General features: G+C 63.2%; 22 protein-coding genes. 9 read left to right on the plus strand and 13 right to left on the minus strand.

The window, feature by feature from the left end; all coding sequences use genetic code 11:
• Window positions 1-756, plus strand: a 756-nt coding sequence (locus tag UP09_RS28440) for a caspase family protein (protein ID WP_044541679.1), incomplete at its 5' end; no start/stop codon positions are given.
• A 110-nt stretch (window positions 757-866) separates the two neighbouring features.
• Here UP09_RS28440 and UP09_RS28445 read toward each other — a convergent pair.
• The 6 genes from UP09_RS28445 to UP09_RS28470 form a co-directional block, all read right to left on the minus strand.
• Window positions 867-1,985: a cobalamin-independent methionine synthase II family protein gene (locus UP09_RS28445; protein WP_044541680.1), complete on the minus strand. Its 1,119-nt coding sequence runs from the start codon at window positions 1,983-1,985 to the stop codon at window positions 867-869.
• 30 nt (window positions 1,986-2,015) lie between these two features.
• Window positions 2,016-2,732, minus strand: a complete 717-nt coding sequence (locus UP09_RS28450; RefSeq protein WP_044541681.1) for an ABC transporter ATP-binding protein — start codon at window positions 2,730-2,732, stop codon at window positions 2,016-2,018.
• Window positions 2,725-3,477, minus strand: coding sequence for an ABC transporter ATP-binding protein (locus tag UP09_RS28455; RefSeq protein ID WP_044541682.1), 753 nt, complete (start codon window positions 3,475-3,477; stop codon window positions 2,725-2,727). Before UP09_RS28455 ends, UP09_RS28450 begins: the two co-directional genes overlap by 8 nt.
• Window positions 3,474-4,505, minus strand: a complete 1,032-nt coding sequence (locus tag UP09_RS28460) for a branched-chain amino acid ABC transporter permease (RefSeq protein ID WP_044541683.1) — start codon at window positions 4,503-4,505, stop codon at window positions 3,474-3,476. Before UP09_RS28460 ends, UP09_RS28455 begins: the two co-directional genes overlap by 4 nt.
• A gap of 7 nt (window positions 4,506-4,512) precedes the next feature.
• Window positions 4,513-5,382 (minus strand): branched-chain amino acid ABC transporter permease, encoded by an 870-nt coding sequence (locus UP09_RS28465; RefSeq protein WP_044541684.1) that lies wholly within the window; start codon window positions 5,380-5,382, stop codon window positions 4,513-4,515.
• A gap of 178 nt (window positions 5,383-5,560) precedes the next feature.
• Entirely contained in the window at window positions 5,561-6,724 is a 1,164-nt protein-coding gene (locus UP09_RS28470) for an ABC transporter substrate-binding protein (RefSeq protein ID WP_502689095.1), read from the minus strand.
• Window positions 6,725-7,120: 396 nt separating this feature from the next.
• Between UP09_RS28470 and UP09_RS28475 the strand changes: the two genes are divergently transcribed.
• Window positions 7,121-7,429 (plus strand): hypothetical protein, encoded by a 309-nt coding sequence (locus UP09_RS28475; RefSeq protein WP_044541686.1) that lies wholly within the window; start codon window positions 7,121-7,123, stop codon window positions 7,427-7,429.
• A gap of 35 nt (window positions 7,430-7,464) precedes the next feature.
• Here UP09_RS28475 and UP09_RS28480 read toward each other — a convergent pair whose 3' ends face one another.
• From UP09_RS28480 to UP09_RS28490, 3 genes are read right to left on the minus strand one after another with little or no spacing between them, the layout of a single operon-like run.
• Window positions 7,465-10,578: an efflux RND transporter permease subunit gene (locus UP09_RS28480; protein WP_044541687.1), complete on the minus strand. Its 3,114-nt coding sequence runs from the start codon at window positions 10,576-10,578 to the stop codon at window positions 7,465-7,467.
• An 11-nt stretch (window positions 10,579-10,589) separates the two neighbouring features.
• Entirely contained in the window at window positions 10,590-11,714 is a 1,125-nt protein-coding gene (locus UP09_RS28485; protein ID WP_044541689.1) for an efflux RND transporter periplasmic adaptor subunit, read from the minus strand.
• A gap of 17 nt (window positions 11,715-11,731) precedes the next feature.
• The gene (locus UP09_RS28490; RefSeq protein WP_044541690.1) at window positions 11,732-13,294 is read right to left on the minus strand and encodes an efflux transporter outer membrane subunit; all 1,563 of its coding nucleotides are present in this window, start codon (window positions 13,292-13,294) and stop codon (window positions 11,732-11,734) included.
• Window positions 13,295-13,553: 259 nt separating this feature from the next.
• Between UP09_RS28490 and UP09_RS28495 the strand changes: the two genes are divergently transcribed.
• Window positions 13,554-14,147: a TetR/AcrR family transcriptional regulator gene (locus UP09_RS28495; RefSeq protein WP_156164823.1), complete on the plus strand. Its 594-nt coding sequence runs from the start codon at window positions 13,554-13,556 to the stop codon at window positions 14,145-14,147.
• A 2-nt stretch (window positions 14,148-14,149) separates the two neighbouring features.
• Here UP09_RS28495 and purU read toward each other — a convergent pair whose 3' ends face one another.
• On the minus strand, window positions 14,150-15,013 hold the full coding sequence (gene purU, locus UP09_RS28500) for a formyltetrahydrofolate deformylase (RefSeq protein ID WP_044541692.1): 864 nt from the start codon (window positions 15,011-15,013) through the stop codon (window positions 14,150-14,152).
• Window positions 15,014-15,149: 136 nt separating this feature from the next.
• On the opposite strand from purU, the gene UP09_RS28505 reads away from it, so the two are divergent.
• Window positions 15,150-15,992 carry a uroporphyrinogen-III synthase gene (locus UP09_RS28505; RefSeq protein WP_044541693.1) on the plus strand — a complete coding sequence of 281 codons (843 nt, stop codon included), beginning with the start codon at window positions 15,150-15,152 and terminating at the stop codon, window positions 15,990-15,992.
• 114 nt (window positions 15,993-16,106) lie between these two features.
• On the opposite strand, the gene fcl is transcribed toward UP09_RS28505, so the two are convergent.
• The 3 genes from fcl to UP09_RS28520 all read right to left on the minus strand — a co-directional run bounded on the left by fcl (window position 16,107) and on the right by UP09_RS28520 (window position 18,946).
• Window positions 16,107-17,063 (minus strand): GDP-L-fucose synthase, encoded by a 957-nt coding sequence (fcl, locus tag UP09_RS28510; protein ID WP_044541694.1) that lies wholly within the window; start codon window positions 17,061-17,063, stop codon window positions 16,107-16,109.
• Window positions 17,044-18,129: a GDP-mannose 4,6-dehydratase gene (gene gmd / locus UP09_RS28515; RefSeq protein ID WP_044541695.1), complete on the minus strand. Its 1,086-nt coding sequence runs from the start codon at window positions 18,127-18,129 to the stop codon at window positions 17,044-17,046. Before gmd ends, fcl begins: the two co-directional genes overlap by 20 nt.
• A 142-nt stretch (window positions 18,130-18,271) precedes the next feature.
• The gene (locus UP09_RS28520; protein ID WP_044541696.1) at window positions 18,272-18,946 is read right to left on the minus strand and encodes a Crp/Fnr family transcriptional regulator; all 675 of its coding nucleotides are present in this window, start codon (window positions 18,944-18,946) and stop codon (window positions 18,272-18,274) included.
• Between the two features lie 387 nt (window positions 18,947-19,333).
• On the opposite strand from UP09_RS28520, the gene UP09_RS28525 reads away from it, so the two are divergent.
• From UP09_RS28525 to UP09_RS28545, 5 genes are all read left to right on the plus strand, one after another.
• Window positions 19,334-20,155 carry an ABC transporter ATP-binding protein gene (locus UP09_RS28525; protein WP_044541697.1) on the plus strand — a complete coding sequence of 274 codons (822 nt, stop codon included), beginning with the start codon at window positions 19,334-19,336 and terminating at the stop codon, window positions 20,153-20,155.
• Window positions 20,152-22,080 (plus strand): long-chain fatty acid--CoA ligase, encoded by a 1,929-nt coding sequence (locus UP09_RS28530; RefSeq protein ID WP_044541698.1) that lies wholly within the window; start codon window positions 20,152-20,154, stop codon window positions 22,078-22,080. The genes UP09_RS28525 and UP09_RS28530 overlap by 4 nt, the downstream gene beginning before the upstream one ends.
• Window positions 22,081-22,288: 208 nt before the next feature.
• Window positions 22,289-23,182, plus strand: a complete 894-nt coding sequence (locus UP09_RS28535) for a branched-chain amino acid ABC transporter permease (RefSeq protein WP_044541699.1) — start codon at window positions 22,289-22,291, stop codon at window positions 23,180-23,182.
• Between the two features lie 3 nt (window positions 23,183-23,185).
• The gene (locus tag UP09_RS28540) at window positions 23,186-24,259 is read left to right on the plus strand and encodes a branched-chain amino acid ABC transporter permease (RefSeq protein WP_044541700.1); all 1,074 of its coding nucleotides are present in this window, start codon (window positions 23,186-23,188) and stop codon (window positions 24,257-24,259) included.
• Between the two features lie 58 nt (window positions 24,260-24,317).
• Entirely contained in the window at window positions 24,318-25,601 is a 1,284-nt protein-coding gene (locus UP09_RS28545) for an ABC transporter substrate-binding protein (RefSeq protein ID WP_044541701.1), read from the plus strand.
• The last annotated feature ends 49 nt before the right edge of the window (window positions 25,602-25,650 follow it).

The raw sequence follows: 25,650 nt of genomic DNA on the forward strand, positions 1-25,650 counted from the left end.
GCCCCGCCCGCAGCCCGTGCGCAGGCCGCGGCGACCGGCCGGCGTGTTGCGCTGGTGATCGGCAACGGCGCCTACGCCCATGTGCGGGCGCTGCCCAATCCGCCCAACGACGCGCGCGCGATCGCAAAAAGCCTGCGCGACATCGGCTTCACCGTGTCCGAGGGCCTCGATCTCGGTCGCGACGCGATGCAGACAACGATCCACGACTTCCTGCGCGAGGCGGCGCGGTCGCAGATCGCGGTGGTCTACTATGCCGGCCATGGCGTGCAGGTCGATGGCCGCAACTATCTCGTGCCGGTCGACATCCAGTTCCAGGCCGGCAGCCGCATGACCGATGCGATGGTCGACATGGACACCATCATGGCTGGGCTCGACGACCAGATCCGCACCAACATCCTGATCCTCGATGCCTGCCGCAACAATCCGATGGCGCCGCAGGTGGCGTCCACCGGTGCCAGCCGCGGCATCGAGGGCGGATCGGGCCTTGCTGCACCGGCTTCGCTTGGGTCGGGCTCGACACTCGGTGCCGGCACGCTGATCGCGTTTGCAACCGCACCGGGCCAGGTCGCGCTCGACGGCGAAGGCGCCAACAGCCCGTTCTCCGCGGCACTGTCGCGCCACCTCGGCACCCCCGGCCTTGAGGTGCAGCAGATGCTGACACGGGTCCGCGCCGAGGTCGTAGCGGCGACCAAGGGCAAGCAGGTGCCGTGGTCGAACTCCTCGCTGCTCGGCGAGGTCTATCTGGCGGAGAAGTGAAGCATACTCTTTCCACGTCATTGCGAGCGCAGCGAAGCAATCCATCGCACCACAAGCTGAGGAATGGATTGCTTCGCTTCGCTCGCAATGACGAGTTGAAGCAGCGGGGCTTATTTCCCCCACACCTCGTTGGCGACCTCGACAGCAAGGCGAAGCTTGGCCCACTGCTCCTCCTCGGAAAGGACGTTGCCCTCCTCGGTCGAGGCGAAGCCGCATTGCGGCGACACGGCGAGCTGCTCGATCGGGGCGAACTTCGCCGCCTCGTCCAGCCGACGCTTGACGTCGTCCTTGTTCTCGAGCTCGCCGAACTTCGAGGTGATGACGCCGACCACCACGACCTTGTTGCCCTTCGGCAGGAAGCGCAGCGGCTCGAAGCCGCCGGCGCGGTCGGAATCATATTCGAGGAAGTAGCCGTCGTAATTGGTGCCGGCCAGCATGGTCTCGGCCACCGGCTCGTAGCCGCCCGACGAAATCCAGGTCGAGCGGAAATTGCCGCGACAGACATGCGTGGTGATCACCATATCGGACGGACGATCGGCGATCGCGTAGTTGATGACGCGGGCATAGAGTTCCTGCAGGCCGTCGGGATTGTCGCCGCGCTCGCGCGCCTTCTGCAGTTCCTCCTGCGAGCAGAGATAGGCCCACACCGTGTCGTCGAACTGCAGATAGCGGCAGCCGGCGTCGTAGAACGCCTTCACCGCCTTGCGGTAGGTCTTGCCGAGATCCTGGAAGAACTCCTCGAGGTCAGGATAAACCTCCTTCGAGATCAGCTTGCGGCCGCCGCGGAAGTGCAGCACCGCCGGCGACGGGATCGTCATCTTCGGCGTGACATGTGCCTGATCGGCGTATTTCTTCAGGAACCTGAAGTGATCCAGCATCGGGTGATGATCGGAGAAATCGAGCTTGCCGGTCACCCTGATCGCATCATGGCGGGTCTGCACGCCCGCGAACTGGATGCCCATGTCGGGGTGGAACAGCTCGCAGCCCGTCAGATGGCTGAGGAAATCGAAGTGCCACCAGGAGCGGCGAAACTCGCCATCGGTCGCGAGCTTCAGGCCGATCGAGGCCTGCTTGTGCACGACCTTCTCGATTTCCATGTCCTCGACCTTGCGCAGATCGTCGGCCGAAATCTCGCCCTTCTCGAGCCTGGCACGGGCCTCCTTGATCTTCGGCGGCCGCAACAGGCTGCCGACCTCGTCGGCGCGGAATGGAGGCTTGGTTCGCTGCATGGTCAACTCCCTGAAGTCGTCAATGTGCTTCTAATGTGCTTTGGCCCCGGACACGCCGAGGTGGCGATCGAGGACGGAGGGATCGGCCTTCAGCGCGCTGCTCGCGGCGTCATGCACGATCGTGCCGCGCTCCAATATCACAACGCGGTCGGCGAGCCCCAGAATCTTTTGCGCATTCTGCTCGACGATGATCGAACAGATGCCGCCGGAGCGCGTGATGGTTCCGATCGCCTTTAACAATTCCTCAACGATGATCGGCGCGAGTCCCTCGGTCGGCTCGTCCAGCAACAGCACCTTCGGGTTCAGCGTCAGCGCGCGGCCGATCGCCAGCATCTGCTGCTCGCCGCCGGAGAGCTGGTTGCCGAAATTGCTGCGTCGTTCCCTCAGCCGCGGAAACATCTCGTACACCCGCTCGACCGTCCACGGCCCGGGCTGGGCCACCGCGGTCATATTCTCCTCGACGGTCAGCGAACGGAAGATGTTGCGTTCCTGCGGCACCCAGCCGATCCCGGCGCGGGCGCGCTGGTCCGGCCGCATCGCGGTGATGTCGAGGCCTGCGAGCGCGACGCTGCCGCCGAAGCGGCGGGTGATGCCGACGATCGAATTGATCAGCGTGGTCTTGCCGGTGCCGTTGCGGCCGAGCAGCGCCAGCACCTGCCCCTCGGCGAGCACCAACGACATGCCAGGCAGCACCACCGCTTCGCCATATCCGGCACGCAGGCCCTGGATGGACAAGAGATCAGGCATCGGACGCCTCGCCGAGATAGACCGCCTTGACCTGCGGATCACGCGCGACCTCGTCGGGCGCGCCTTCCGTGAGTAGCCCGCCATTGACCAGCACCGAGATGCGGTCGGCAAAAGAGAACACCAGATCCATGTCGTGCTCGATCAGCAGCACGGTGACGTCGCGCGGCAGCGCCGCAACTGCGGCCAGGATGTCGTGGCGCTCGCTTTCGGGCACGCCGGCGGCCGGCTCGTCGAGCAACAACACGCGCGGCTTGGCAGCGATCGCGACCGCGATCTCGAGCAGGCGCTGCTTGCCATAGGGCAGCGTCGAGGTGAGCTCGGTCATCACATCGAGCAGATGGAAGCGCGACAGAATCTCGGTGATCTCGGTGTTGACGTCGTCGCGAGTTCCCATCCGCCGCCACCAGTCGCCGCCGCGCCCCATCCGCTCGGACACCGCAAGTCCGATGGTTTCGAGCGGGGTCAGCTCGGCATAGAGCTGGTTGATCTGGAAGGTGCGTGACAGTCCGCGAAGCACCCGCTTGTGCACGGGCAGATCAGTGATGTCATTGCCTTCGAGCAGGATGCGTCCGCTGTTCGGCTTCAGCACGCCGGTGAGCTGATTGATGACGGTGGTCTTGCCGGCGCCGTTCGGTCCGATCAGCGCGTGGCGGGCGCCCTGCGCCACCTTCAGCGAGAGATCGCGGGTGACGCGGAGGCCACCGAACGCCTTTTCCAGCCCTTGAGTTTCGAGCGCGATCGTCATGACGCGTCACTCTCGGGAACGGCGACGACCGCCTTGCGTCCGGCGAACTGGCGGATGATCAAATTCGGCACGAACAGCACCCAACGATGGAGGCGCGCGCGACCGACCAGCACGATCACGACCAGTACAAGGCCGATCCAGAACAGCCAGTATTGTGGGGTGAGGTTCTGAAACAGTTCCTGCAGCATCTTGAACACGACCGCGCCGATCAGGCCGCCGTAGAGATAACCGGTGCCACCGATCACAAGCACCAGCATCAGGTCAGCCGAGCGCTCGAAGGCGAAGACGTCGAGCGAGGCCAGCGCGGTGGTCTGGGTGAACAGCGCACCCGCAATGCCGGCATAGAAGGCGGCGAGCGTATAGACCGCGATCAGACGGCGATTGACCGGCATACCGATCGCCGCTGCCCGCAGCGGATTGTTCCTGATCGCGCGCAGCGACAAGCCGAACGGCGAATGCACGATGCGCCGCGCCAGCAGGAACAGGACGAACAGCACGATCAGCGAATAGAAGAAGCCGGTCTTGCCAAACATGTCGAAGGCAAACAGCCCGAGGATCGGCTGCATCTCGATACCCTGCAGGCCGTCGGTGCCGCCGGTGATGGCGGAGAAGCGTTCGGCGAGCGCTTCCAGCAGCAACGCGATGCCGAGCGTCACCATCAACCGTGTCAGATCGACGCCGCGGATCACCAGGAAGCTGGTCAGGAAACCAACCACCGCCGCAACGAGACCGGCGGCGACGAGCGCGACGACGGGCTCATTGATGATGCCATGCAGCGCCAGCAATCCGGCCGAATAGGCGCCGACGCCGAAGAAGGCCGCATGGCCGAGCGAGACGATGCCGGCATAGCCGAGGATCAGGTCCAGCGACAGCGCGAACAAAGCGAGCCGCACGATATCGGTCATGATCAGATAGCGCGACGGGAACAGGAAGGCGCAGGCCAGCGCCATCACCCAGAACACGGCCTCGCTGATCCGCCAGCGCGCGCTGGCCATTGCGTGAGAGGAGACGTCAGAGAGCGCGGTCATGGCGGGCTCAACGCGCAGCGGTGCGGCCGAACAGGCCGTTCGGGCGCCAGATCAGGATCACGATCATCACGGTGTAGATCACGAACGGACCCACCTTCGGGAAGTAGTACTTCCCGGCAACATCGGCGATGCCAAGCAGCAGCGAGGCCAGGAACGGCCCGGTGATGCTGGAGGAGCCGCCGACCGTCACGACGATCAGGAAGTAGATCATGAATTTCAGCGGGAAATACGGATCGAGCCCGAGGATCTCGGCACTCAGCGCGCCGCCGAGGCCGGCAAGGCCGCAACCAAAAGCAAAAGTGAAGGCGAACACCTGCGGCACGTTGATGCCGAGGCCGATCGCGGCACGCGGATCGTCGACCGCGGCCCGCAAGCGGCTGCCGAACCGCGTCTTGGCCAGGATGAGCTGCAGCGCCACGGTCAACAGGCCGCAGATCACCACGATCATCAGCCGGTACCGCCCGATGCCGACGCCGAACAGATCGATCTGCCCTTCCAGCGCCGCCGGCAGCTTCATGAAGACCCGTGACGATCCCATGATGAAGTCGACCCCCGCCACCGACATGAAGACAAGGCCGATCGAGAACAGCACCTGGTCGAGATGGCTGCCGGCGTAGAGATGGCGGTACAGCAAACGCTCAAGCAATATGCCGATCGCGGCGCTGGCCACGAAGGCGAGCGGCAGCGCCGCAAAGAACGGCCACCCGGAATTGTTCACCAGCACGGCGCAGACATAGCCGCCGGCCATCGCGAAGGCGCCGTGCGCGAGATTGACGAAGTTCATCAGCCCGAGCGTCACCGCAAGCCCGCAGGCGAGCACGAACAGCAGCATGCCGTAAGCGACACCGTCGAACAGGTTGGTGAGGACAGAAGCCATGGATCAACTTAACCGGGGGCAAGTACGAGTGACTACGTCACGAATGTCAAATACACCGTCATGGCCGGGCTTGTCCCGGCCATCCACGTCTTCCTTGCTCGCCGGGAAGAAAGACGTGGATGCCCGGCACAAGGCCGGGCATGACGTGGTGAGAGCGGAGCCCACGCCGCTGACGATGCTATTTCTTCGTCTTGCCGGAATCCTTCACCGCCTCGAACGTCTCGAACTCGACATTGTAGAGCTCGCCGTCGACCTTCTCGACCTTGCGGATGTAGATGTTCTGCACGATGTCGCGGGTTTCCGGATCGATCGAGATCGGGCCGCGCGGGCTTTCCCATTTCATGCCCTTCATCGCCTCGATCAGCTTGTCGCCGTCGGTGTCACCATTGGTCTTCTTCAGCGCCTCGTAGATCAAATGGATGCCGTCATAGCCGCTCACCGCCATGAAGCCCGGACGGGTGCCGAATGCCTTCTTGTAGGCGGCGACGAAATCCTTGTTCATCTGCGAGGGGTGCGCCGCCGAATAGAGATGTGCCGTCACTGCGCCGAGCGCGGCATCGCCCATGTTGTTGAGCAGATCGTCGTCCATGACGTCGCCCGGCCCGATCACCCTGATGCCGCTCTTGTCGAGGCCGCGCTCGGCATACTGCTTCATGAAATTGCCGCCCTGCCCCGCCGGCACGAACACGAACATCGCATCGGGCTTGGCGTCCTTCATCCGCTGCAGGAACGGCGCGAAATCCGGATTGGCCAGAGGCACCTTGACCTCTTCGACGATCTCGCCACCGCCGGCGGTAAAGTGCTGCTTGAAAGACGCCAGCGCGTCGTTGCCCGGCGCGTAGTCCGAGGTCAGCGTCGCCACCTTCTTGATACCGTTCTTGACCGCCCAATCGCCGATGATGGTGGACGACTGCGCCAGCGTGAAGCTGGTGCGCACGATATAGGGCGAACGCTCGGTGATGATGGAGGTGCCGGCCGCCATTACGATTTCCGGGATCTTGGCCTGCGTTGCCAGCGGCGCCGCGGCCAGTGCCGCCGGCGTCACGCCGAAACCGGCGATGAAATTGACCTTGTCGTTGACGATCAACTCCTGCGCGAGGCGCTTGGTGTTGTCGGGGATCGCGGCGTCATCCTTCAGGATGATTTCGATTTTCTTGCCGGCGACGGTGTCGCCCTTCTGCTGCATGTAAAGCTTGATGGCATTGTCGATCTGCTTGCCGGTCGATGCCTGGCCGCCAGTCATCGGCAGGATCAGGCCGATCTTCACAGAATCTTCCGCGCGCGCGGGCGCGGCGGTGCACAGCGCCGACATGGCAGCCGTCGTGGCAGCCCAAAGCAACATCTCGCGACGATTGAACATGGACGTCCTCTCCCCCTTGCAATCTTTTCGAACCGAGTCCCCCGGCTCTGCCTCACGTTAACCCACTTGCTTTGCGGCCAAGCCGCAACGCGACAAGGCGTCTTCGGCCGCCCCGTTGTCAATCGGACGATGGGCGAGTGTTACGTCCCAACGCAGCTAACCCACCTGGCGACTAATGGTATTAAAATACCACAATCTTCGTATCAAAATCAACCGCTACTGCGCACCACGCAGCGCAGGTCGCCTGTCGAAGCCGACCCACTTTATTTGTACGATTGTACAAATGGAATGACGCTGTCAACAAAGCAGCACAATTGCGGAGGAAGCGTCGCGCCTCAAATCCATCATCCTTAAGGACAAGGGTTGTATCCTCAGCATATGCCGAACCGCATCCGCCACATCCTCGCCTTGACCGCCCTCGTGCTTGCGGCTTCCGCGCTCAGCGGATGCGGAACGATCAACGAGAAGTTGGCGAACGGTGCCGGCGATATCCTGCCAGTCTGGGCCGGTGGGCTGCCCCGGGACGTTCCACCGCGCCAGGGGACACCTGAATACGACGCGTTCATGAAGGAGCGGGAGCGCAAGCGCCTGATACCCGCGGCCGAACGCGGCGATGACCCCAAGGAATTAACCAAGGACGCGACCAAGCCGGCGCCAACGTCCACATCACAGGACGCGGTTCACTAGTGTCTCGACAAGACGCATGAAACACCGCGCATCTCTCATTCGGCGGCGCGCGGCTGAGCGGTTGCCCCTAGTCCGGCCGCCTCGAGTTCGATCGTGTCATCGCCTGTAGCAGCCCTGGAATGATCGGCCGCCAACAGAATGTAGAACGCCGGCACCACGAAGAGTGTGAACAGCGTGCCAATCGAAAGTCCCGAAGCGATCACCAGCCCCATGTTGAACCGCGAGGCGGCGCCGGCGCCGGACGCGGTGATCAGCGGCACCACGCCGATCACCATGGCCGCCGTCGTCATCAAGATCGGGCGCAGCCGGATCGCGGTGGCTTCGATCACCGCATCGCGCCTGGAACGGCCGGCATGCTGCAGCTCGTTGGCGAACTCGACGATGAGAATGCCGTGCTTGCTGATCAGCCCCATCAGCGTCACGAGGCCGACCTCGGTGTAGATATTCAGACTCGCGCCCTTGATGCCCAACATGATGAAAATCAGTGCGCCTGCGATCGACATCGGCACCGAGACCAGGATGATCAGGGGATCGCGGAAACTTTCGAACTGCGCCGACAACGCCAGGAAGATGATGATCAATGCGAAGCCGAAAGTGGCGGCGAAACCGGATGACTCCTGGATGAACTGCCGCGACTGTCCGCCATAGTCGATGGTGTAACCCTTGGGCAGGGTCCGGTCCGCGATCTCCTTCAGCGTCGCGAGCGCTTCGCCGGTGATCACGCCGGGCATAGCTACCCCGGAAATCGTGGCGGCATTGACCTGCTGGAAATGGTTCAACGATTCCGGAACCGTGGTTGTTTTCAGCGACGCCACCGTCGACAGCGGAACAGCCGTACCGTCCGAGGTCTTGATGTAGTAGTTCAACACCTGATCGGCGTTGAGCCGCTGGCGCTGCTCGACCTGAGGAATGACCTTGTAGGAACGGCCGTCTAGGCCGAAGTAATTGACGTAGCCGCCGCCCAGCATGCTGCCGAGTGAACCGCCGACATCGCTGAGCTTCAGCCCGAGCTGCGCGGTCTTTTCGCGATCGATGATGACCGAAGTTTGCGGCTGGTCGACCTTCAGGTCGTTGTCGAGGAAGATGAACTTGCCGCTCTTCGCCGCCTCCGCAGTGAACGCCTTCGCGATGCCATCGAGCCGGTCGAACGGATCCGTGGTCTGGATCACAAACTGGATCGGAAGACCGCTCGCCCCAGGCAGCGGCGGCAACTGGAAAGCCACGATCTTGGCGCCGGCAACGCCGGCCATCTCCTGCTGAAGGGCAGGCTGCAGCTCCGCCGCGGTCTTGTCGCGCTTGTCCCAGGGCTTGAGCACCCAGCCCGCGATCGAGCTGCCGATGAGATCGAGCTGGAATACGCCCGCGGTTTCAGGATGCGCGGAGATGCGCCGGTACACCTCAGCCGAGTACAGCAGCTTCTGCTGCAGCGTCGCGTTCGGCGCGACGGTCGATTGCATCAGGATCGCACCCTGATCCTCCTGCGGTGCCAGCTCGTTCTTGGAGTTCGTATAGAGCCAGTAGATGCTGCTCAAGATCAAAGCCGCAAACACGACTGTGACCGGAATCGTTTTCAGGCTGCTGGCGAGCAAGCGTCGATATTGATGTTGCAACGCCTCCATCCGCGTATCGATGAACGCAACGATGCGATCGTCGAGTGTTGGGTTGCCGGTGTTCGGCGGCTTGAGGATGAAGGCGCAGCACATCGGCGTCAGCGTCAACGCGACGACGGCCGACACAGCGACGGCGCCGGCGAGGGTAAAAGCGAATTCGGTGAACAGCGCTCCGGTCAAGCCGCCCTGGAAGCCGATCGGCACGTAGACCGCGATCAGCACGACGGTCATGGCGACGATAGGACCTGCAAGCTCGCGCGCGGCGGCGATCGCGGCCTGCAACGGCTTTGCGCCCTCCGCCAGGTGCCGGTTGACGTTCTCGACCACGATGATGGCGTCATCGACAACGAGGCCGATCGCGAGCACCAGCGCCAACAGCGTCAAGAGATTGATCGAGAAGCCGAGCGCCAGCAGCAGGGTGAAGGTGCCGACCAGCGAGAGCGGTATCGCGATCACCGGAATCAGCACCGAACGCCACGAGCCAAGGAACAGGAATACCACCACGGTGACGATGAGAAGAGCTTCGACCAGGGTATGGATCACCTCGTCGATCGAGCTGTTTACGAATTCGGTCGAGTCATAGATGATCTCGGAATTCAGTCCGTCCGGCTGCTGCGCCCTGATGTCGGGATAGACCGCGCGTATGCCCTTGATGACGTCGAGCAGGTTGGCGTTCGGCGCCACCTGGATGCCAATATAGACCGCGCGCTTACCGTTGAAGCCGACCGATGAGTCATAATCCTCAGAGCCCAGGGTGACGTTGGCCACATCGGACAGCTTGACGTTGGACGCACCCGCCTGCTTGACGACAAGGTCGCGAAACTCCTGTAGCGACTTCAGGTTGGTCGCGGCCGTCAGATTGACCTGCACCATCTGGCCCTTGGTGGTGCCTAACCCGGTAATGTAGTCGTTGCCGGACAGGGCGGTCGACACATCGGACGCGGTCAGGCCATACGCCGCGAGCTTGAGCGGATCGAGCCAGGCGCGCAGCGCGAAGGTCTTGTTGCCGAGCAGTTCCGCCGTCTGCACGCCCGACACGGCCTGCAGCTTCGGCTGCACCACGCGGATCAGATAATCGGTGATCTGGTTCGGCGCCAGCACGTCGCTGCTGAAGCCGAGATACATGGCGTCGATGGTCTGACCGACCTTGACCGTAAGCACCGGCTGCTGCACGCCGCTCGGCAGCTGGTTGAGCACCGAGTTCACCTTGGTATTGATCTCGGTCAACGCCTTGCCGGAATCGTAGTTCAGCCGCAGGTTGACGGTGATGGTGGAAGTGCCGGATTGACTGGTCGACGTCATGTAGTCGATGCCATTGGCCTGGGCGATGGCGTTTTCCAGCGGCGTGGTGATGAAGCCGGCGACGATCGCCAGATCGGCGCCGTAATACGTTGTCGTCACGGTGACGATCGCGTTCTGGGTACGCGGATATTGCAGGATTGGCAGCGAAGCCATCGACTTGATACCCAGCACCAGGATCATCAGGCTGACGACAATCGCAAGCACCGGCCGACGAATAAAGATATCGGTAAAGGACATGTTCGCCTCCCTCACTGATCGGCCGGTACCGGATTTGGATCGTTCGCCACGGGAATCGAGTTGTCGACCTTCAGCAGGCTGCCGTTGCGCAGCTTGATCTGGCCGGCGGTGACGACGGTCGCGCCCCGATCGAGACCCGAGATCACCGCCACCTGATCGCCACGGGTAGCGCCGGTCTTGATGAAGGTCTGGCGGGCCACCATCCCCTCCTTACCGGGCGCGTCGCTCTTGACCGCGAGGAAGACCGAATCTCCATAAGTGTTGTAGACGATGGCGGTCTGCGGCAGCGTCACGTAGCTGGTGGCATGGCCGATAGTGACGTCGATCCGCGCGAACATACCGGGCAAGAGCTTGCGATCCGTATTGTCGAAGATCGCGCGGATCTGGACGTTGCGGCTGGTTTGATCGACCTTGGAATTGAACGCCTGCACGACGCCGTTGAAGGTACGTCCCGGAAACGCGTCGATCCGGGCAGCGACCTCCTGCCCGACCTTGACCTGATCGACCGCCCGCTGCGGCAGCGTGAAGTCGACATAGAGACGGTCGAGCGCCTGCAGCGTGACGATGGTGGTGCCTGCGGTCAGATACTGGCCGACATCGACCTGACGCACACCGAGACGCCCGGCAAACGGTGCCTTCAGCGTCTTCTGATCTACCAGCGCCTGCTGTTGGGCGACCAGCGCAAGCGCGTTGCGCTGATTCACGACGTCATTGTCGACCGTCGCCTGGCTGACCGCATTGATCTTCAGCTGGCCCTGATCGCGCCGCAACGTGATGGCAAAGCCGTCGGCGGTGGCCTGCAAAGACTGCAGCTTGGCGACATCGTCCTCCTTGCGCAGATCGACCAGCACGTCACCGGCGGCGACATCCTTGCCCGATTCGAAATGGATGCTGTCTACGATACCGGATTGCTGGAGCGAGAGATCGGCGCCGTTCACCGCGCGAAACGTGCCGATGGCGGTCAATCCCGACTGCCAGTCGCTGAGCACCGCGGCGGTCGTCGACACCGTCTGCGGCGGATCGGCGAGCGAGGCCATCGCCTGCCTGATCATGCCAGCGCGGAAATTGACGAACCAGGCAAGCGCGGCGAATACCGCACCGACAACACACAGCATGACAATCATGCGCTTCAACATGGCTTCAGACTCTCGCATCAGTTGGCAGGCGGGCTCTGCTGTGCCGGCAATGCCCCTGCAGGAACGAATATCGCGGCAATGCCCGCCGGCTTTGCCGCAGCCGCGGGGGTTTCATCGACACGATTCCACCAGCCGCCTCCGAGCGACTGGTACAGCGACACGCTGTCGGCATAGCGCGAGGCCTGCGCCTTCACGCGGTTGATCCGCGCCGTCAGCAGCGTCTGCTCGGCATTGATGACCGAGATGAACGTGGTGGAGCCGGCCTTGAACTGGGCCTGCGACATCTTCAGGCTTTCGGCAGCTGTATTTTCCGCCTCGACCTGCGCCTTCAGCAGCGCCGCATCCGACTGGATGGCGCGCAGCGAGTCGGCGACGTTCTGGAATGCGGTGATCACGGTCGAGCGATACTGTGCGCTGCTTTGCACCAACGCGGCGACCTTGGACTCCTTGGTATGAAAAAGAGAGCCGGCGTCGAAGATCGGCCCCGTAACGCTCGCGGCGATGCTCCAGGCCGCGGTCTGCGGGCCATACAGCGCAGACAGCGCCAGCGCTGAACTGCCGCCCGACGCCGACAGCGTCACGTTGGGCAGCATGTTGGCGGTGGCGACGCCGACATTGGCGCTGGCCTGGTGCACCTGGTTTTCGGCGGCGCGGATGTCCGGCCGCTGCTGCACCAATAGCGACGGGACGCTCACCGGCAGATCGCGCGGCAGGCGCAGGTTCTCCAGCCGTACCGCCTCGCCCCGATCCTGGTTCGGCAGCCGGCCGAGATAAGCCATCAGCTGGTTGCGGTTCTGCGCGCGCGACTTTTGCAGCGGCGGCAGGGTTGCGAGCGTCTGCGCAAGCTGGGCCTTCTGGGTCAGGACGTCGCTGTTGGAGACTGCGCCGAGCGCGAACTGCTGTTCGAGCAGCGCAACCAGCTGCCGCTGACCGTCGATCTGTTCCTGGGTCACGCGGATCTGCGCCGCGTAGGAGGCATCGCTGATCGCGGCCGTAACGACGTTTGCCGTCAACGTCAGATAGGTTGCTTCGAGCTGGAAGCGCTGATAGTCGGCATTGGCGAGATCAGCCTCGATCCCGCGCCTCTTGCCGCCGAAGATGTCCGGCGTGAATGAAACCGGGACCGAGGTATTGTAGAGGGTGTACAGGGATGCCGGTCCGGTGAGCCCGGACTGCGCCGGCGACACCTGATTGCGCGTCACGCTGGCGTCTCCGGTGATCGACGGCAGCAGCGCACTGGTGTCTGCCGCCGCAACCTCGCGTGCCTGGCGCAGCGCAGCCTGCGCCGCGACGAGGTCCGGATGGCTATCGATCGCTTCGCGGACGAAGGCCCCGATCTGGCGCGAGCGAAACACTTGCCACCAGGCCGCCGACACGTCCGCGCCGCTCACGAATCGCTGCGCCGTGCCGCCGGGCCCATCCGCGGCCTGGGTCGCTGGCAATCCACCTGCGGTGTAGCCGTTCACCGCCGGCGCGGCGAGCGGCTCGAAATCCGGGCCAACCGCGCAGCCGCCCAGAGAGAGCGTGGCTTGAACCAGAGGTATCAGGGCACTTTTATGGAGAAATGTCTTCAACGACATCAGGCGCTCACGATAAAACTGAACAGTTCAGTACTTGACCGCCCGACAGAGAATGTCAATAGTACTGAACTGTTCAGTTTTGTTGCTAGGCAGCCTGATGCCCAAACCAGGCCAGATTCTCTGTTCTTCCCAGTTGTTGATGCGCGGTCATCGTGCACGTTGACACCGACGACCGATTCGCAAGCCGACGGAGCCATCATTGATCGAGACGATCGCCCATCCTGCTCACGAGCAGCCGAGCGCGCCGGCGGGCCGCAAGATGGACATCGTCATCCGCGCGGCGTGGCAGCTATTTCTCGACCAGGGCTTTTCCGCAACCAGCATGGACGCCGTCGCGAAAGCTGCCGGCGTGTCGAAGGCTACGCTCTATGCGTATTTTCCCAGCAAGGAGGCCTTGTTCGCCTCACTGATCGTAACGGAATGCGAGAGCCTGCAACGCGACTTGCCGATGCCCAAGCTGTCGGGCGGGTTGCGCGAGGCGCTGCGGGAGTTCGCCAGGCAATATTTCCGGACCTTCATCAATCGAAAGGACGTCGCCTTTGTCCGTATCATCGCCAACGAAAGCGGCCGGTTTCCTGCACTCGCCCGCCTGTTCTATGAAAGCGGCCCACAGGCGACGATCCGGCGGCTTGCTCAATTCCTCGAAACCGCCAAGGTAGATCATCTCCTGGAATTTGACGACTCAATGGAAGCCGCCAAGCAGTTCCTCTCGCTCGTCCGCGGAGAGCTCCCGCTGCGTATTGTGCTCGGCCTCAACGATTTTACCGAGGAGACGATCGAGCGGGAAATCGAGGCCGGAGTGACGTTCTTCCTCAAAGCGTGCCAACCTGCCTCACTCACAAGCTCGGTATAACGCTAATCGACAAACACCACCGTCTTGCGGCCGTTGAGGATGACGCGGTCGGCAAGGTGGTAACGAATCGCGCGCGCCAGCACGCGGCGCTCGATGTCGCGGCCCTTGCGGACGAGATCGTCGGGCATATCGCGATGGCTGATGCGCTCGACGTCCTGGTCGATGATCGGCCCCTCGTCGAGAGCGCTGGTGACGTAATGCGCGGTGGCGCCGATCAGCTTGACGCCCCGCTCATGCGCCTGATGGTAGGGCTTGGCGCCCTTGAAGCCCGGCAGGAACGAATGATGGATGTTGATGCAGCGGCCCGACAGCCGCGCCGACATCTCGTCCGACAGGATCTGCATGTAGCGCGCCAGCACCACGAGATCGGTCTTTGTGTCCTGCACCAGCTGCCACACCGCGTCTTCCTGCGCCCGCTTGGTCTCCTTCGTCACCGGCAGATGGTGGAACGGGATGTCGCCGAAATCCAGCGACCCATAGGCCTCACGCGGATGGTTGGAAACGATCGCGGTCGGGATCATCTCGAGCTCGCCGGTGCGCCAGCGATAGAGAAGATCGACCAGGCAATGGTCGGACTTGGACACCAGCAGCATCACACGGCGGCGGCTGGCGCGGTCGCGCATCTGCCATGCCATGCCGAAGCGCTCGGCGATCGCGGCAAAGCCGGTCTGCAGCGCCGCCAGCTCGACCGCAAGGTCGGCCGCGGTGAACACCACGCGCATGAAGAACTTCTGGGTCTCGATATCGTTGAACTGCTGGGCGTCGAGGATGTTCTGCCCATTATGGGCCAGAAAGGTCGACACCGCCGAGACGATGCCTGGGCGATCCGGGCAGGACAGGGTCAGAACGAACTGATGGTCGGGCATGCAAATTGACCAAGACTTGAGCAGGAGCGTGGAGCGGCGAATTGCGGCCCTCGTCTATCACCGCCCGCGCTCTTGCGCCAATCCTGCTGCGGGTTCAAATCGAACACATGACTGCAATATCTGTTAAGGCACTCTCATGGCTGACCGGCTGACCGGCTACCGCATCCTGATCCTGGAGACGCGCGAGGAGGCGCAATTCTCCCGCCTGCTCGCCGAGCAGGGCGCGGACGTGCTGCAATGCCCGATGTTCACCATCCACGATGCGCCCAACCCGGCGCCGATCGAGGCCTGGATTCGCCGCGCAATCGAACAGCCGCTCGACGATCTCGTGCTGATGACCGGCGAAGGGCTGCGCCGCCTGATGACTGTGGTGCGCCGGATCGGCGTCGAGGCGGAGTTCGTCGGCAGCCTCGCTAAGCCACGCAAATTCGCCCGCGGCCCCAAACCCGGCCGGGCCCTGCGCGAGATCGGGCTGGAGCCGCAAGTGACGACCGAGAAGCCGACGTCGGAAGGCGTTGCCGAGATGCTGTCGAAACTCGACCTCAGAGGTCATCGCCTCGGCCTGCAGCTCTATCCGGACAAGGACCACGGCAAGCTGATCGGCGCCATCACAGCGCAGGGCGCCGAGGTCGATCCCGTGCTGCCTTACGTCTACGACGCCCGGGCGGCCGACGCCAACATCGTTACCGCGATCGAGGAAATGGCGGAGCGCCGCATCGATGCGATCGCGCTGACGAGTTCGGGCCAGGTTCGCCGCCTGATCGACGTGGCCAAGGCGCATGGTTGCGAGGCGCAATTGCGCGACGGATTGACCAACACGCCGATCGCCTCGGTCGGGCCCGTGGTGTCGGACGAGTTGAAGGCTTGCGGCCTGCGCACGGACATCTATCCGGCGAACGACGCCTTCTTCATGAAGCCGCTGATCTCAGCGATGGCGACCGCGCTGGCGAAGAGCCCACCGCGGAAGGCAGAGCGATAAATTTCGCTGCCGTCATTGCGGAGAGCGTCAGCGACGAAGCAATCCATTCGTTCCTCGCGTGGAGGGGTGGATTGCCTCGCTTCGCTCGCAATGACGATGGGGAGTGAGCGGCGTTTACACTGCCGCCTGCTTCGTCTCGCTCAGGTAAGCCTGATACGCGCGCTTGATGCCGTCGTCGAGCGAGGTCGAGGCGCGCCAGCCGAGCTTGGCCAGACGGCTGACATCGAGCAGCTTGCGCGGCGTGCCATCGGGCCGCGAGGTGTCGAAGCTGATCTCGCCGCGATAACCGACGGTGGCGGCGACCACGCGGGCGAATTCGGCGATGGTGATGTCCTCGCCGGTGCCGATATTGACCAGTTCGGGCGAGGAATAGGTCTTCATCAAATGAATGCAGGCGTCGGCGAGATCGTCGACATAGAGGAATTCGCGGCGCGGCGTGCCGGTGCCCCACACCACGACGTTGGCCGCATTAGACACCTTGGCTTCGTGGAAGCGGCGGATCAGCGCGGCGACGACGTGGCTGTATTCGGGATGATAATTGTCGCCGGGACCATAGAGATTGGTCGGCATCACGCTGATGAAGTCGGAGCCGTACTGGCTGCGATAGGCTTCCGCCATCTTGATGCCGGCGATCTTGGCGATGGCATAGGGCTCGTTGGTTGGCTCCAGCGGCCCCGTCAGCATCGAATCCTCACGCAAGGGCTGCGGCGCCAGCCGCGGATAGATGCAGGACGAGCCGAAGAACATCAGCTTCTCGCACCCATGGGCATGGGCGGCCTGGATCACGTTGGTTGATATCGCGAGGTTGTCGTAGAGGAACTCGGCGCGCAGCGTGTTGTTGGCGACGATGCCGCCGACCTTGGCCGCGGCAAGAAACACCGCCTGCGGCCGCTTCGCGGCGAACCACGCGTTCACGGCGGCCTGGTTGCACAGATCAACCTCGCTGCGCGAGATGGTCAGGAGTTCGGCGCCCTCGCCGGCCAGCCGGCGCATCAGCGCCGATCCAACCATACCGCGATGGCCGGCGACGAAGGCGGTCTTGCCCTTCAGCTCAAACGGAGTGCTTGCCATTGCCGGCGTCCTGTCTGGCGTCCGCAAGATCGCTGGCGACCATTTCCTTCACCAGCTGCGCGAACGGCGTCTTCGGCGCCCAGCCGAGTTTGGCGCGCGCCTTGCTGGCGTCGCCGATCAGGAGATCGACCTCGGTCGGACGGAAATAGGTCGGGTCGATGCGCACCAAGGTCTTGCCGGTGGCCTTGTCGACGCCGGTTTCGTCGACGCCCTCACCACGCCATTCGATTGCGCGGCCGACCTCGGCAAACGCCAGTTCGACAAATTCGCGCACCGAGCGCGTCTCGCCGGTCGCCAACACGAAATCGTCCGGCGCATCGGCTTGCAGGATGGCGTGCATGCCCTCGACATAGTCGCGCGCATGGCCCCAGTCGCGCTTGGCCTCGACATTGCCGAGATAGATGGTGTCCTCGAGGCCGACCTCGATACGGGCGACGCCGCGCGTGATCTTGCGGGTCACGAAGGTTTCGCCACGCATCGGGCTCTCATGGTTGAACAGGATGCCGTTACTGGCGAACATGCCGTAGGCCTCGCGATAGTTCACCGTGATCCAGTAGCCGTAGAGCTTGGCCACGCCGTAGGGCGAGCGCGGATAGAACGGCGTCGTCTCCTTTTGCGGCACTTCCTGTACCAGACCGTAAAGCTCCGACGTCGAGGCCTGGTAGAACCGCGTCTCCTTCTCCATGCCAAGGATACGGATCGCTTCCAGCAGGCGCAGCACGCCGATTGCATCCGCATTGGCGGTGTATTCCGGGCTCTCGAAGCTAACCGCGACGTGGCTCTGCGCGGCGAGATTGTAGACCTCGGTCGGCCGGATCTGCTGCATCAGCCGGATCAGATTGGTGGAATCGGTCATATCGCCGTAGTGCATCAGGAACGGCACGTTGCCGGCGTGCGGGTCCTGGTAGAGGTGATCGACACGCGCGGTATTGAACGAGGACGACCGGCGCTTGACCCCGTGCACGGTATAGCCGAGGCCGAGCAGATATTCGGCGAGATACGCGCCGTCCTGCCCGGTGACACCGGTGATCAATGCAACGCGCCGCTTCGTATCCTGAGCTGTCATGTCGTCTCCAGAGGGCGCGAACCCCGCGCGGCCCCAATCGGGCCGGTCTGTAGCATCCGACCCGGCCCAAGTCTAATGGCCCGGCCGCCCGGAATCGGGGGCCTGGAGCCGATAAAATGGTCCTTCGCGGGCCGGCCTTTCATCACTCGCCGTAGCGACGCAGCCGATCGAGATCGATGATCGTCACCCCGCCATATTCGAGCCGGAGCAGTCCCTCCCGCTCCAGCCGTTTCAGGCACTGGTTGGCGTTCTGCCGGGAGATTCCCGACAACGCGCCGATCTCCTCCTGGGTGATCTCCAGGTGCAGCGTGAGGTCGGGATAGAGAATCGGATTGAACAGCGAGGCGATCGAACGCGCGAGCCGCGCGGTCGCATCCAGCGTGCGGCCATATTCGAGCAGCGCGATGAACTGGCCGAGCCGCTCGTTGAGCTGTCCAACCAGGAAACGGTTGAAGCCGACGCTGTTCTCGAACAGCCAGACGAAGGTCCGGCGATCCATCATCGCCAGTCGCGTATCGCGCAGCGCGACCACGTCGTAGCGCCGCGGCTCATTCTTGAGCACGGTGCCCTCGCCGAACCACGCGCCGGCGGTGAGGCCGGCGAAACTCGCCGCCTTGCCGCCGCGCGACACGATGCCCATGCGCGCCAGCCCGGTGACGATGCCGGTCCAGTACTGGAAATTGTCGCCGCGCATGAAGATGAATTCGTTGGCGCGGTACGATTTCTCGGAGACGCCGGCACGGGCGATCTCGATCTCCTGCTCGGTCAGTTCGCGCGACCAGGCCGCGATGCGCTTGAGGTAATCAGCAGCAATCATGCGAGCGACGACATCCTCACCCCGACATATTGCACCGCAACAACACCGTTTCGGTCAGGAACTCAAGGCGCGGAATGCCCGCGAAAATTTCCTGACCAATTGTCGGGCACATGACAATTCAACCTATCGCTTTCCCGTATTGAGAGCCACCTCGCCCGACGCCGCGTGCAACCCTTAATGGATCGCCGACGGTGGATGACGGGAGGGTCGGACTAAGAGGGCGGGTGCGGCGTTACCGCGCATGACGCTGGTGATCGGAGCGAGCAAGCTCTCGGACACCTGGCATCATTAGTCGGATGGTTTCCGACAGCCGCCCATGTAAGATCGGCGGTGTGGTTCAAGCGATAGATAAAGAGCGCGCCAAGCGCCTGATCTGGAGGGAACAGGGTGGCTTACGGTCTGGAGGTGCGCGGGGTCTCATTGCGCTTTGGTGGCGTCCGCGCGCTGACCGAAGTGAGCTTCGGCGTCAATGACGGCGAGCTGTTCTCCATCATCGGCCCGAACGGCGCCGGCAAGACCTCGATCGTCAACTGCATCTCCGGCCGCTACAAGCCGACCGAAGGCCAGCTGTTCTATCACGGGAAGGACATCACCGGCCTCAATCCGAATGCGCGGCCCGCGCTTGGCATCGGCCGCACCTTCCAGAATCTCGCCCTGTTCCACCATATGAGCGTGCTCGACAACATCATGGTCGGCCGCCATCACCTCCTGAAGAACAATTTCATCACCGGGCCGCTGTACTGGCTGACCGGCGCGCGCCGCGAGGAGCTGGAGCATCGCCGCAAGGTCGAGGAGATCATCGACTTCCTCGACCTGCAGTCGGTCCGCAAGGCAACTGCCGGTACCCTGCCCTACGGCCTGCGCAAGCGCGTCGAACTCGCGCGCGCGATGGCGCTTGAGCCGCAACTGATCCTGCTCGACGAGCCGATGGCCGGCATGAACTTCGAAGAGAAGGAAGACATGGCGCGCTACATCGTTGACCTCAACGAAGAGTTCGGCATGACGGTCATGATGATCGAGCACGACATGGGTGTCGTAATGGACATCTCCCACCGCGTCATGGTGCTGGATTTCGGCCGCAAGATCGCCGAGGGCGACCCGGCGACCGTGCTCGCCGATCCGCATGTGAAGCGCGCCTATCTCGGCGAAGAGGACGAGGTGCTGGTCGATCCCGACGACAAGCCGGCGGTGACGGAGAGCGCCGCATGATGGACTACGCCGGACGCGCTGCCCAAGCCGATACCTATCCGAAGCTGCTGCGCCTCAACGCCAAAGAGCACGGCAACGAGATCGCACTGCGCGAAAAGGATCTCGGGCTGTGGCGTGAATTCACCTGGAACGACTATCAGACCCGCGTTCATGATTTCGCGCTCGGCATGGTCGAGCTCGGGCTCGGCCGCGGTAACGTGATCGGCATCATCGGCGACAACCGGCCGGACTGGGTCTCCGCCGAGATCGCCAGCCACGCGATCGGCGCGATGAGCCTCGGCCTCTATCGCGACGTGCTGGACGAGGAAGCCGCCTACCTGCTGAATTACGGCGAGGCCAAGCTCGTCTTCGCCGAGGACGAGGAACAGGTCGACAAGCTGCTCACGCTGGCCGATCGCGTGCCGCATCTCAAGCACATCGTCTATTCCGACCCGCGCGGCATGCGGAAGTATGATGATCCGCGCCTGATGGAGGCGAGCAAGCTCGTCGCGCTGGGCCGCGACCGCGCCGCGCGCGAGCCCGGCCTCTACGACGGGCTGGTCGACGCGACCAAGGGCGAGGACGTCGCCATCCTCTGCACCACCTCGGGGACGACCGCCAACCCCAAGCTCGCGATGCTCGCGGCCGGCCGCGTGTTGCGGCATTGCGCGATCTACCTCGCCTTCGACCCCAAGGGGCCGGACGACGAATATGTTTCGGTGCTGCCGCTGCCCTGGATCATGGAACAGGTCTATGTGCTTGGCAAAGGGCTGCTCTGCCGGATGAAGGTCAACTTCGTCGAAGAGCCCGACACCATGATGAATGATTTCCGCGAGATCGCGCCGACCTTCGTGCTGTTCGCGCCGCGGGTCTGGGAATCGATCGCCGCCGATGTCCGCGCCGGCGTGATGGATGCCTCCCCGCTCAAGCAGAAACTCTACGACATCGGCATGAAGCGTGGCCTTGCCGCGCTCAGCCAAGGCAAGCACTCGATATTATCAGACAAGCTGCTGTTCCGCGCGCTACGCGACCGGCTCGGATTCACGCGGTTGCGCTCGGCGGCCACCGGTGGCGCTGCGCTCGGACCCGACACCTTCAAGTTCTTCCAGGCCATGGGCGTGCCGCTGCGCACGCTGTACGGCCAGACCGAACTGCTCGGCGCCTACACGCTGCATCCCGAAGGCAAGGTCGACCCTGACACCACCGGCATCCCGATGGCCGACGAGGTCGAGATTCGGATCGACAACCCCGACATCAACGGCGTCGGCGAGATCGTGGTGCGCCATCCCAACATGTTCCTCGGCTACTACAAGAATCCCGAAGCGTCGGTGGCCGACATCAAGGACGGCTGGATGCTTTCCGGTGACGCCGGCTACTACAATGACAACCGACAGCTGGTCGTGATCGACCGCATCAAGGATCTTGCGGAGACCGCACGCGGCGACCGCTTCTCGCCGCAATATATCGAGAACAAGCTGAAATTCTCGCCCTATATCGCCGAAGCCGTCGTGCTCGGCGCCGGCCGCGAGGCGCTCGCCGCGATGATCTGCATCCGCTACTCGATCATCTCGAAATGGGCCGAGAAGAAGCGGATCTCATTCACGACCTACACCGACCTGTCCTCGCGGTCCGAGGTCTATGCGCTGCTGCGCAAAGAGGTCGAGACCGTCAACGCCACCCTGCCGCCGGCGCAGCGCATCTCGCGCTTCCTGCTGCTCTACAAGGAGCTCGACGCCGACGACGGCGAGCTGACCCGCACCCGAAAAGTCCGCCGCAGCGTCATCAACGAGAAATACGCCGACATCATCAACGGGATCTACGGCGGAAAGCGTGACATCCCCGTCGACACCGTGATCCGCTTCCAGGACGGCACCACCCAGCGCATCCGCACCACGCTGCAGGTCGTCGATCTCGGCCGCGCGGTCATCGCGGAGGCTGCGGAATGATGCAGCAACGCTCGGCGATGCTAGTTATCGCGCCCTCTCCCCTTGTGGGAGAGGGCAACTCCGCTAGTCAACGCAACCTCACTTGGGTGAGGGGTCCTCTCTCCACAATCCCGATGCGGAGACAACCCCTCACCCGGCTTCGCTTCGCGAAGCCACCCTCTCCCACAAGGGGAGAGGGTACAGCCGCCGCTCGGAGCGACTGCACTCCATGAACATCCAGTTCCTGATCCAGCTCATCGTCAACGGCCTCGTGGTCGGCACGCTCTATGGCGTGGTCGCGATGTCGTTCGTGCTGATCTACAAGGCGACACAGGTCGTGAATTTCGCGCAAGGTGAGCTGCTGCTGATCGGCGCCTGGGTGTGCTGGGCGCTGCTGACGAAGTATCAGCTGCCGTTCTGGATCGGCATGCCGATCACCCTGGTCTTCATGTTCGTTTTCGGCATCGCGATCCAGGTCGTGATCCTGCGCCCGATGATCGGCGAACCGATCATCTCGGTCATCATGGTGACCATCGGCCTGTCGACGGTGTTCCAGGCGGCGCTGAAGTGGATCTTCGGCGTCAACCCGCAGCCGTTCCCGCGGGTGTTCGAGAGCCAGTCGGTCAGCCTGTTCGGGCTGCAGATCCAGACCGTCTATGTGATGAGCCTCGTGGTCTCGCTCGCCATGATGGTCGGCATGGCCTGGTTCTTCCGCGCCTCCAAATATGGCCTCGCGATGCGCGCCACCGCCTTCAACCAGCAGGTCGCGCAGTCGCTCGGCATTTCCGTGAAGAGCGTGTTCGCGATGGCCTGGGCGATCTCGGCGACGGTTTCGGCCGTTGCCGGCGTCGTCGTCGCCGTGGTCAATGGCGTGTCCTCCGGCCTCTCCACCTATGGCATCAAGGTGTTTCCGGCCGCGATCCTCGGCGGACTCGACTCGGTCGGCGGCGCCGTGCTCGGCGGCATCATCATCGGGCTCCTGGAGAACGTCGCCCAATATGTCGACAGTGAGTATCTGCACTGGGGCAATCTCTACGAGATCGCCCCGTTCTACGTCATGATCATCATCCTGATGATCAAGCCGTACGGCCTGTTCGGCACCAAGGACATTGAGCGGATCTGATCGATGGCAACAAGCACTCTCATTCCGTCCGGCGACTTCCGCACCAGCTATGCGGCTGACACCACGATCTTCCCGACATCGACCAGCCGCAATTTCGCAATTGCCGGCATTGTGCTCGCCTGCTTCGCGCCGATGGTACTGGCCAATTACTGGCTCAGCGTCGCGATCCAGATCGGCATCTTCGCGATCGCAGCTCTCGGCCTCAACATCCTGGTCGGCTTCACCGGGCAGATCTCGATCGGTCACGCCGCGTTCTTCCTGTTCGGCGCCTTCACGTCCGCCTACATCTCCAACAACACGCCGATCCCGGTGTTCTTCGCGATCCCGCTTGCCGGTGTCGTCACCGCGCTGGTCGGCCTGATCTTCGGCGTGCCGGCGGCACGGTTGAAGGGCCTCTATCTCGTCATCGCCACGCTCGCCGCGCAGTACATCCTGCTCGACTTCTTCTCGCGCGCCGACTGGTTTTCCGGCGGCTCGGTGCCGGCCAGCGCCAACCCGTTCTCGATCTTCGGCTACACCTTTCGCGGCGACAAACAGTATTTCTACGTCGTGCTGGCCTATGTGGTGGTCTGCTATCTCCTCGTCACCAATCTGATGCGCACGCGCGACGGCCGCGCGCTGGTCGCGATCCGCGATCACTATCTCTCCGCCGAGATCATGGGCATCAACCTCACCAAGTACCGCACTTTGTCGTTCGGGCTTGCCGCCTTCTTTGCCGGCATCGCCGGCGCGCTCTACGCGCACTATCAGCTCATCGTCTCCCAGGAAGGCTTTGGCATCGAGCGCTCGGTGCTGTTCCTCGCGATGGTAATCATCGGCGGCACCGGCTCGGTAATGGGCACGCTGATGGGCACGGCGTTCGTCGTACTGCTGCCGGAATCGATGGAGTGGTTGAGCGCGGGGCTCAAAGGCAGCGCCATCGACAAGGCGCTGCAGCTCAACAACAACATCACCTTCCTGCGCGAGATCGCGATCGGCCTGATCATCATCGGCTTCCTGATGTTCGAGCCCGACGGGCTCGCGCATCGCTGGCGGCAGATCAAGACCTATTGGAAACTCTACCCGTTCTCGCATTGAAACAGGAACGGGACGCAATCAAAAGAACAGTTCAACGAATAACAGGAGGAAACCAAAAATGACGATTAGATCCCTTTTGAGCTCGGTCTCTCTCGCGCTGCTGATCGGCAGCGCAGCCGGCATTGCGCAGGCGCAGATCGCGATCGGCCATCTCGAAGACCTCTCGGGCGGCACGTCCGACGTCGGCACCCCCTACGGCCAGGGCGTCGCCGACACTCTCGCCTGGGTCAACAAGAATGGCGGCGTCGGCGGCAAGCAGCTCAACGTCGACAGCAACGACTACGGTTACCAGGTGCCGCGCGCGATCGCGCTGTACAAGAAGTGGTCTGCGCCCGACGGCAAGGTCGCGGCGATCATGGGCTGGGGCACCGCTGATACCGAGGCGCTGACCGGCTTCCTCGCCCAGGACAAGATCCCAGACATCTCCGGCTCCTACGCGGCCGCGTTGACCGATCCGGAAGGCACCAGCGGCAAGGCCAAGCCGGCACCGTACAATTTCTTCTATGGCCCGAGCTACTCGGACGCGCTGCGCGCCGAGCTGACCTGGGCAGCCGAGGACTGGAAGGCCAAGGGCAAGTCCGGCAAGCCGAAATTCGTTCATATGGGCGCCAACCATCCCTACCCGAACGCGCCGAAGGCCGCCGGCGAAGCACTCGCCACCGAACTCGGTTTCGAGGTACTGCCGCCGCTGGTGTTTGCGCTCTCTCCCGGTGACTACTCGGCGCAGTGCCTGAGCCTGAAAAGCTCGGGCGCCAACTACGCCTATCTCGGCAACACCGCCGCCTCCAATATTTCGGTCATGAAGGCCTGCAAGACCGCCGGCGTCGAGATCCAGTTCCTCAGCAACGTCTGGGGCATGGATGAGAACGCCGCCAAGACCGCGGGCGATGCTGCCGACGGCGTGATCTTCCCGCTGCGCACGGCGGTCGGCTGGGGCGGCGACGCACCCGGCATGAAGACGGTGATGGATATCTCCAAGATGTCGGACCCCACAGGCAAGGTCTACCGCCCGGTGCACTACATCGCCGGCATCTGCAGCGCGCTCTACATGAAGGAAGCGCTGGACTGGGCCGCCAAGAACGGCGGCGCCACCGGCGAGAACGTCGCCAAGGGCTTCTACCAGAAAAAGGACTGGGTGCCGGTGGGTATGGAGGGCGTCTGCAATCCCTCGACCTGGACCGAGAAGGATCATCGCCCGACGATGAAGGTCGACCTCTATCGCTCCAGGATCTCGGGCACGACCGATGGCGACATCAACGACCTGATGGCCAAGGGCACGATCAAGCTCGAGAAGGCGAAGACCGTCGAACTGCCGCGCAAGCCGGAATGGTTTGGCTGGTGAGTGGCGAGTTGGTCGCCACGAACAAGACCGTCATCCCCCGCGAAAGCGG

Origin of the sequence: Bradyrhizobium sp. LTSP885, from assembly GCF_000938305.1 — a bacterium.
Classification (GTDB): domain Bacteria; phylum Pseudomonadota; class Alphaproteobacteria; order Rhizobiales; family Xanthobacteraceae; genus Bradyrhizobium.

Bases quoted from the DNA above. Each gene is read 5' to 3' on its own strand.
- UP09_RS28445 (WP_044541680.1), bottom strand. From the start codon at position 1,985: ATGCAGCGAACCAAGCCTCCATTCCGCGCCGACGAGGTCGGCAGCCTG.
- UP09_RS28450 (WP_044541681.1), bottom strand. From the start codon at position 2,732: ATGCCTGATCTCTTGTCCATCCAGGGCCTGCGTGCCGGATATGGCGAA.
- UP09_RS28455 (WP_044541682.1), bottom strand. From the start codon at position 3,477: ATGACGATCGCGCTCGAAACTCAAGGGCTGGAAAAGGCGTTCGGTGGC.
- UP09_RS28460 (WP_044541683.1), bottom strand. From the start codon at position 4,505: ATGACCGCGCTCTCTGACGTCTCCTCTCACGCAATGGCCAGCGCGCGC.
- UP09_RS28465 (WP_044541684.1), bottom strand. From the start codon at position 5,382: ATGGCTTCTGTCCTCACCAACCTGTTCGACGGTGTCGCTTACGGCATG.
- UP09_RS28470 (WP_502689095.1), bottom strand. From the start codon at position 6,724: ATGTTGCTTTGGGCTGCCACGACGGCTGCCATGTCGGCGCTGTGCACC.
- UP09_RS28475 (WP_044541686.1), top strand. From the start codon at position 7,121: ATGCCGAACCGCATCCGCCACATCCTCGCCTTGACCGCCCTCGTGCTT.
- UP09_RS28480 (WP_044541687.1), bottom strand. From the start codon at position 10,578: ATGTCCTTTACCGATATCTTTATTCGTCGGCCGGTGCTTGCGATTGTC.
- UP09_RS28485 (WP_044541689.1), bottom strand. From the start codon at position 11,714: ATGTTGAAGCGCATGATTGTCATGCTGTGTGTTGTCGGTGCGGTATTC.
- UP09_RS28490 (WP_044541690.1), bottom strand. From the start codon at position 13,294: ATGTCGTTGAAGACATTTCTCCATAAAAGTGCCCTGATACCTCTGGTT.
- UP09_RS28495 (WP_156164823.1), top strand. From the start codon at position 13,554: ATGGACATCGTCATCCGCGCGGCGTGGCAGCTATTTCTCGACCAGGGC.
- purU (WP_044541692.1), bottom strand. From the start codon at position 15,013: ATGCCCGACCATCAGTTCGTTCTGACCCTGTCCTGCCCGGATCGCCCA.
- UP09_RS28505 (WP_044541693.1), top strand. From the start codon at position 15,150: ATGGCTGACCGGCTGACCGGCTACCGCATCCTGATCCTGGAGACGCGC.
- fcl (WP_044541694.1), bottom strand. From the start codon at position 17,063: ATGGCAAGCACTCCGTTTGAGCTGAAGGGCAAGACCGCCTTCGTCGCC.
- gmd (WP_044541695.1), bottom strand. From the start codon at position 18,129: ATGACAGCTCAGGATACGAAGCGGCGCGTTGCATTGATCACCGGTGTC.
- UP09_RS28520 (WP_044541696.1), bottom strand. From the start codon at position 18,946: ATGATTGCTGCTGATTACCTCAAGCGCATCGCGGCCTGGTCGCGCGAA.
- UP09_RS28530 (WP_044541698.1), top strand. From the start codon at position 20,152: ATGATGGACTACGCCGGACGCGCTGCCCAAGCCGATACCTATCCGAAG.
- UP09_RS28535 (WP_044541699.1), top strand. From the start codon at position 22,289: ATGAACATCCAGTTCCTGATCCAGCTCATCGTCAACGGCCTCGTGGTC.
- UP09_RS28540 (WP_044541700.1), top strand. From the start codon at position 23,186: ATGGCAACAAGCACTCTCATTCCGTCCGGCGACTTCCGCACCAGCTAT.
- UP09_RS28545 (WP_044541701.1), top strand. From the start codon at position 24,318: ATGACGATTAGATCCCTTTTGAGCTCGGTCTCTCTCGCGCTGCTGATC.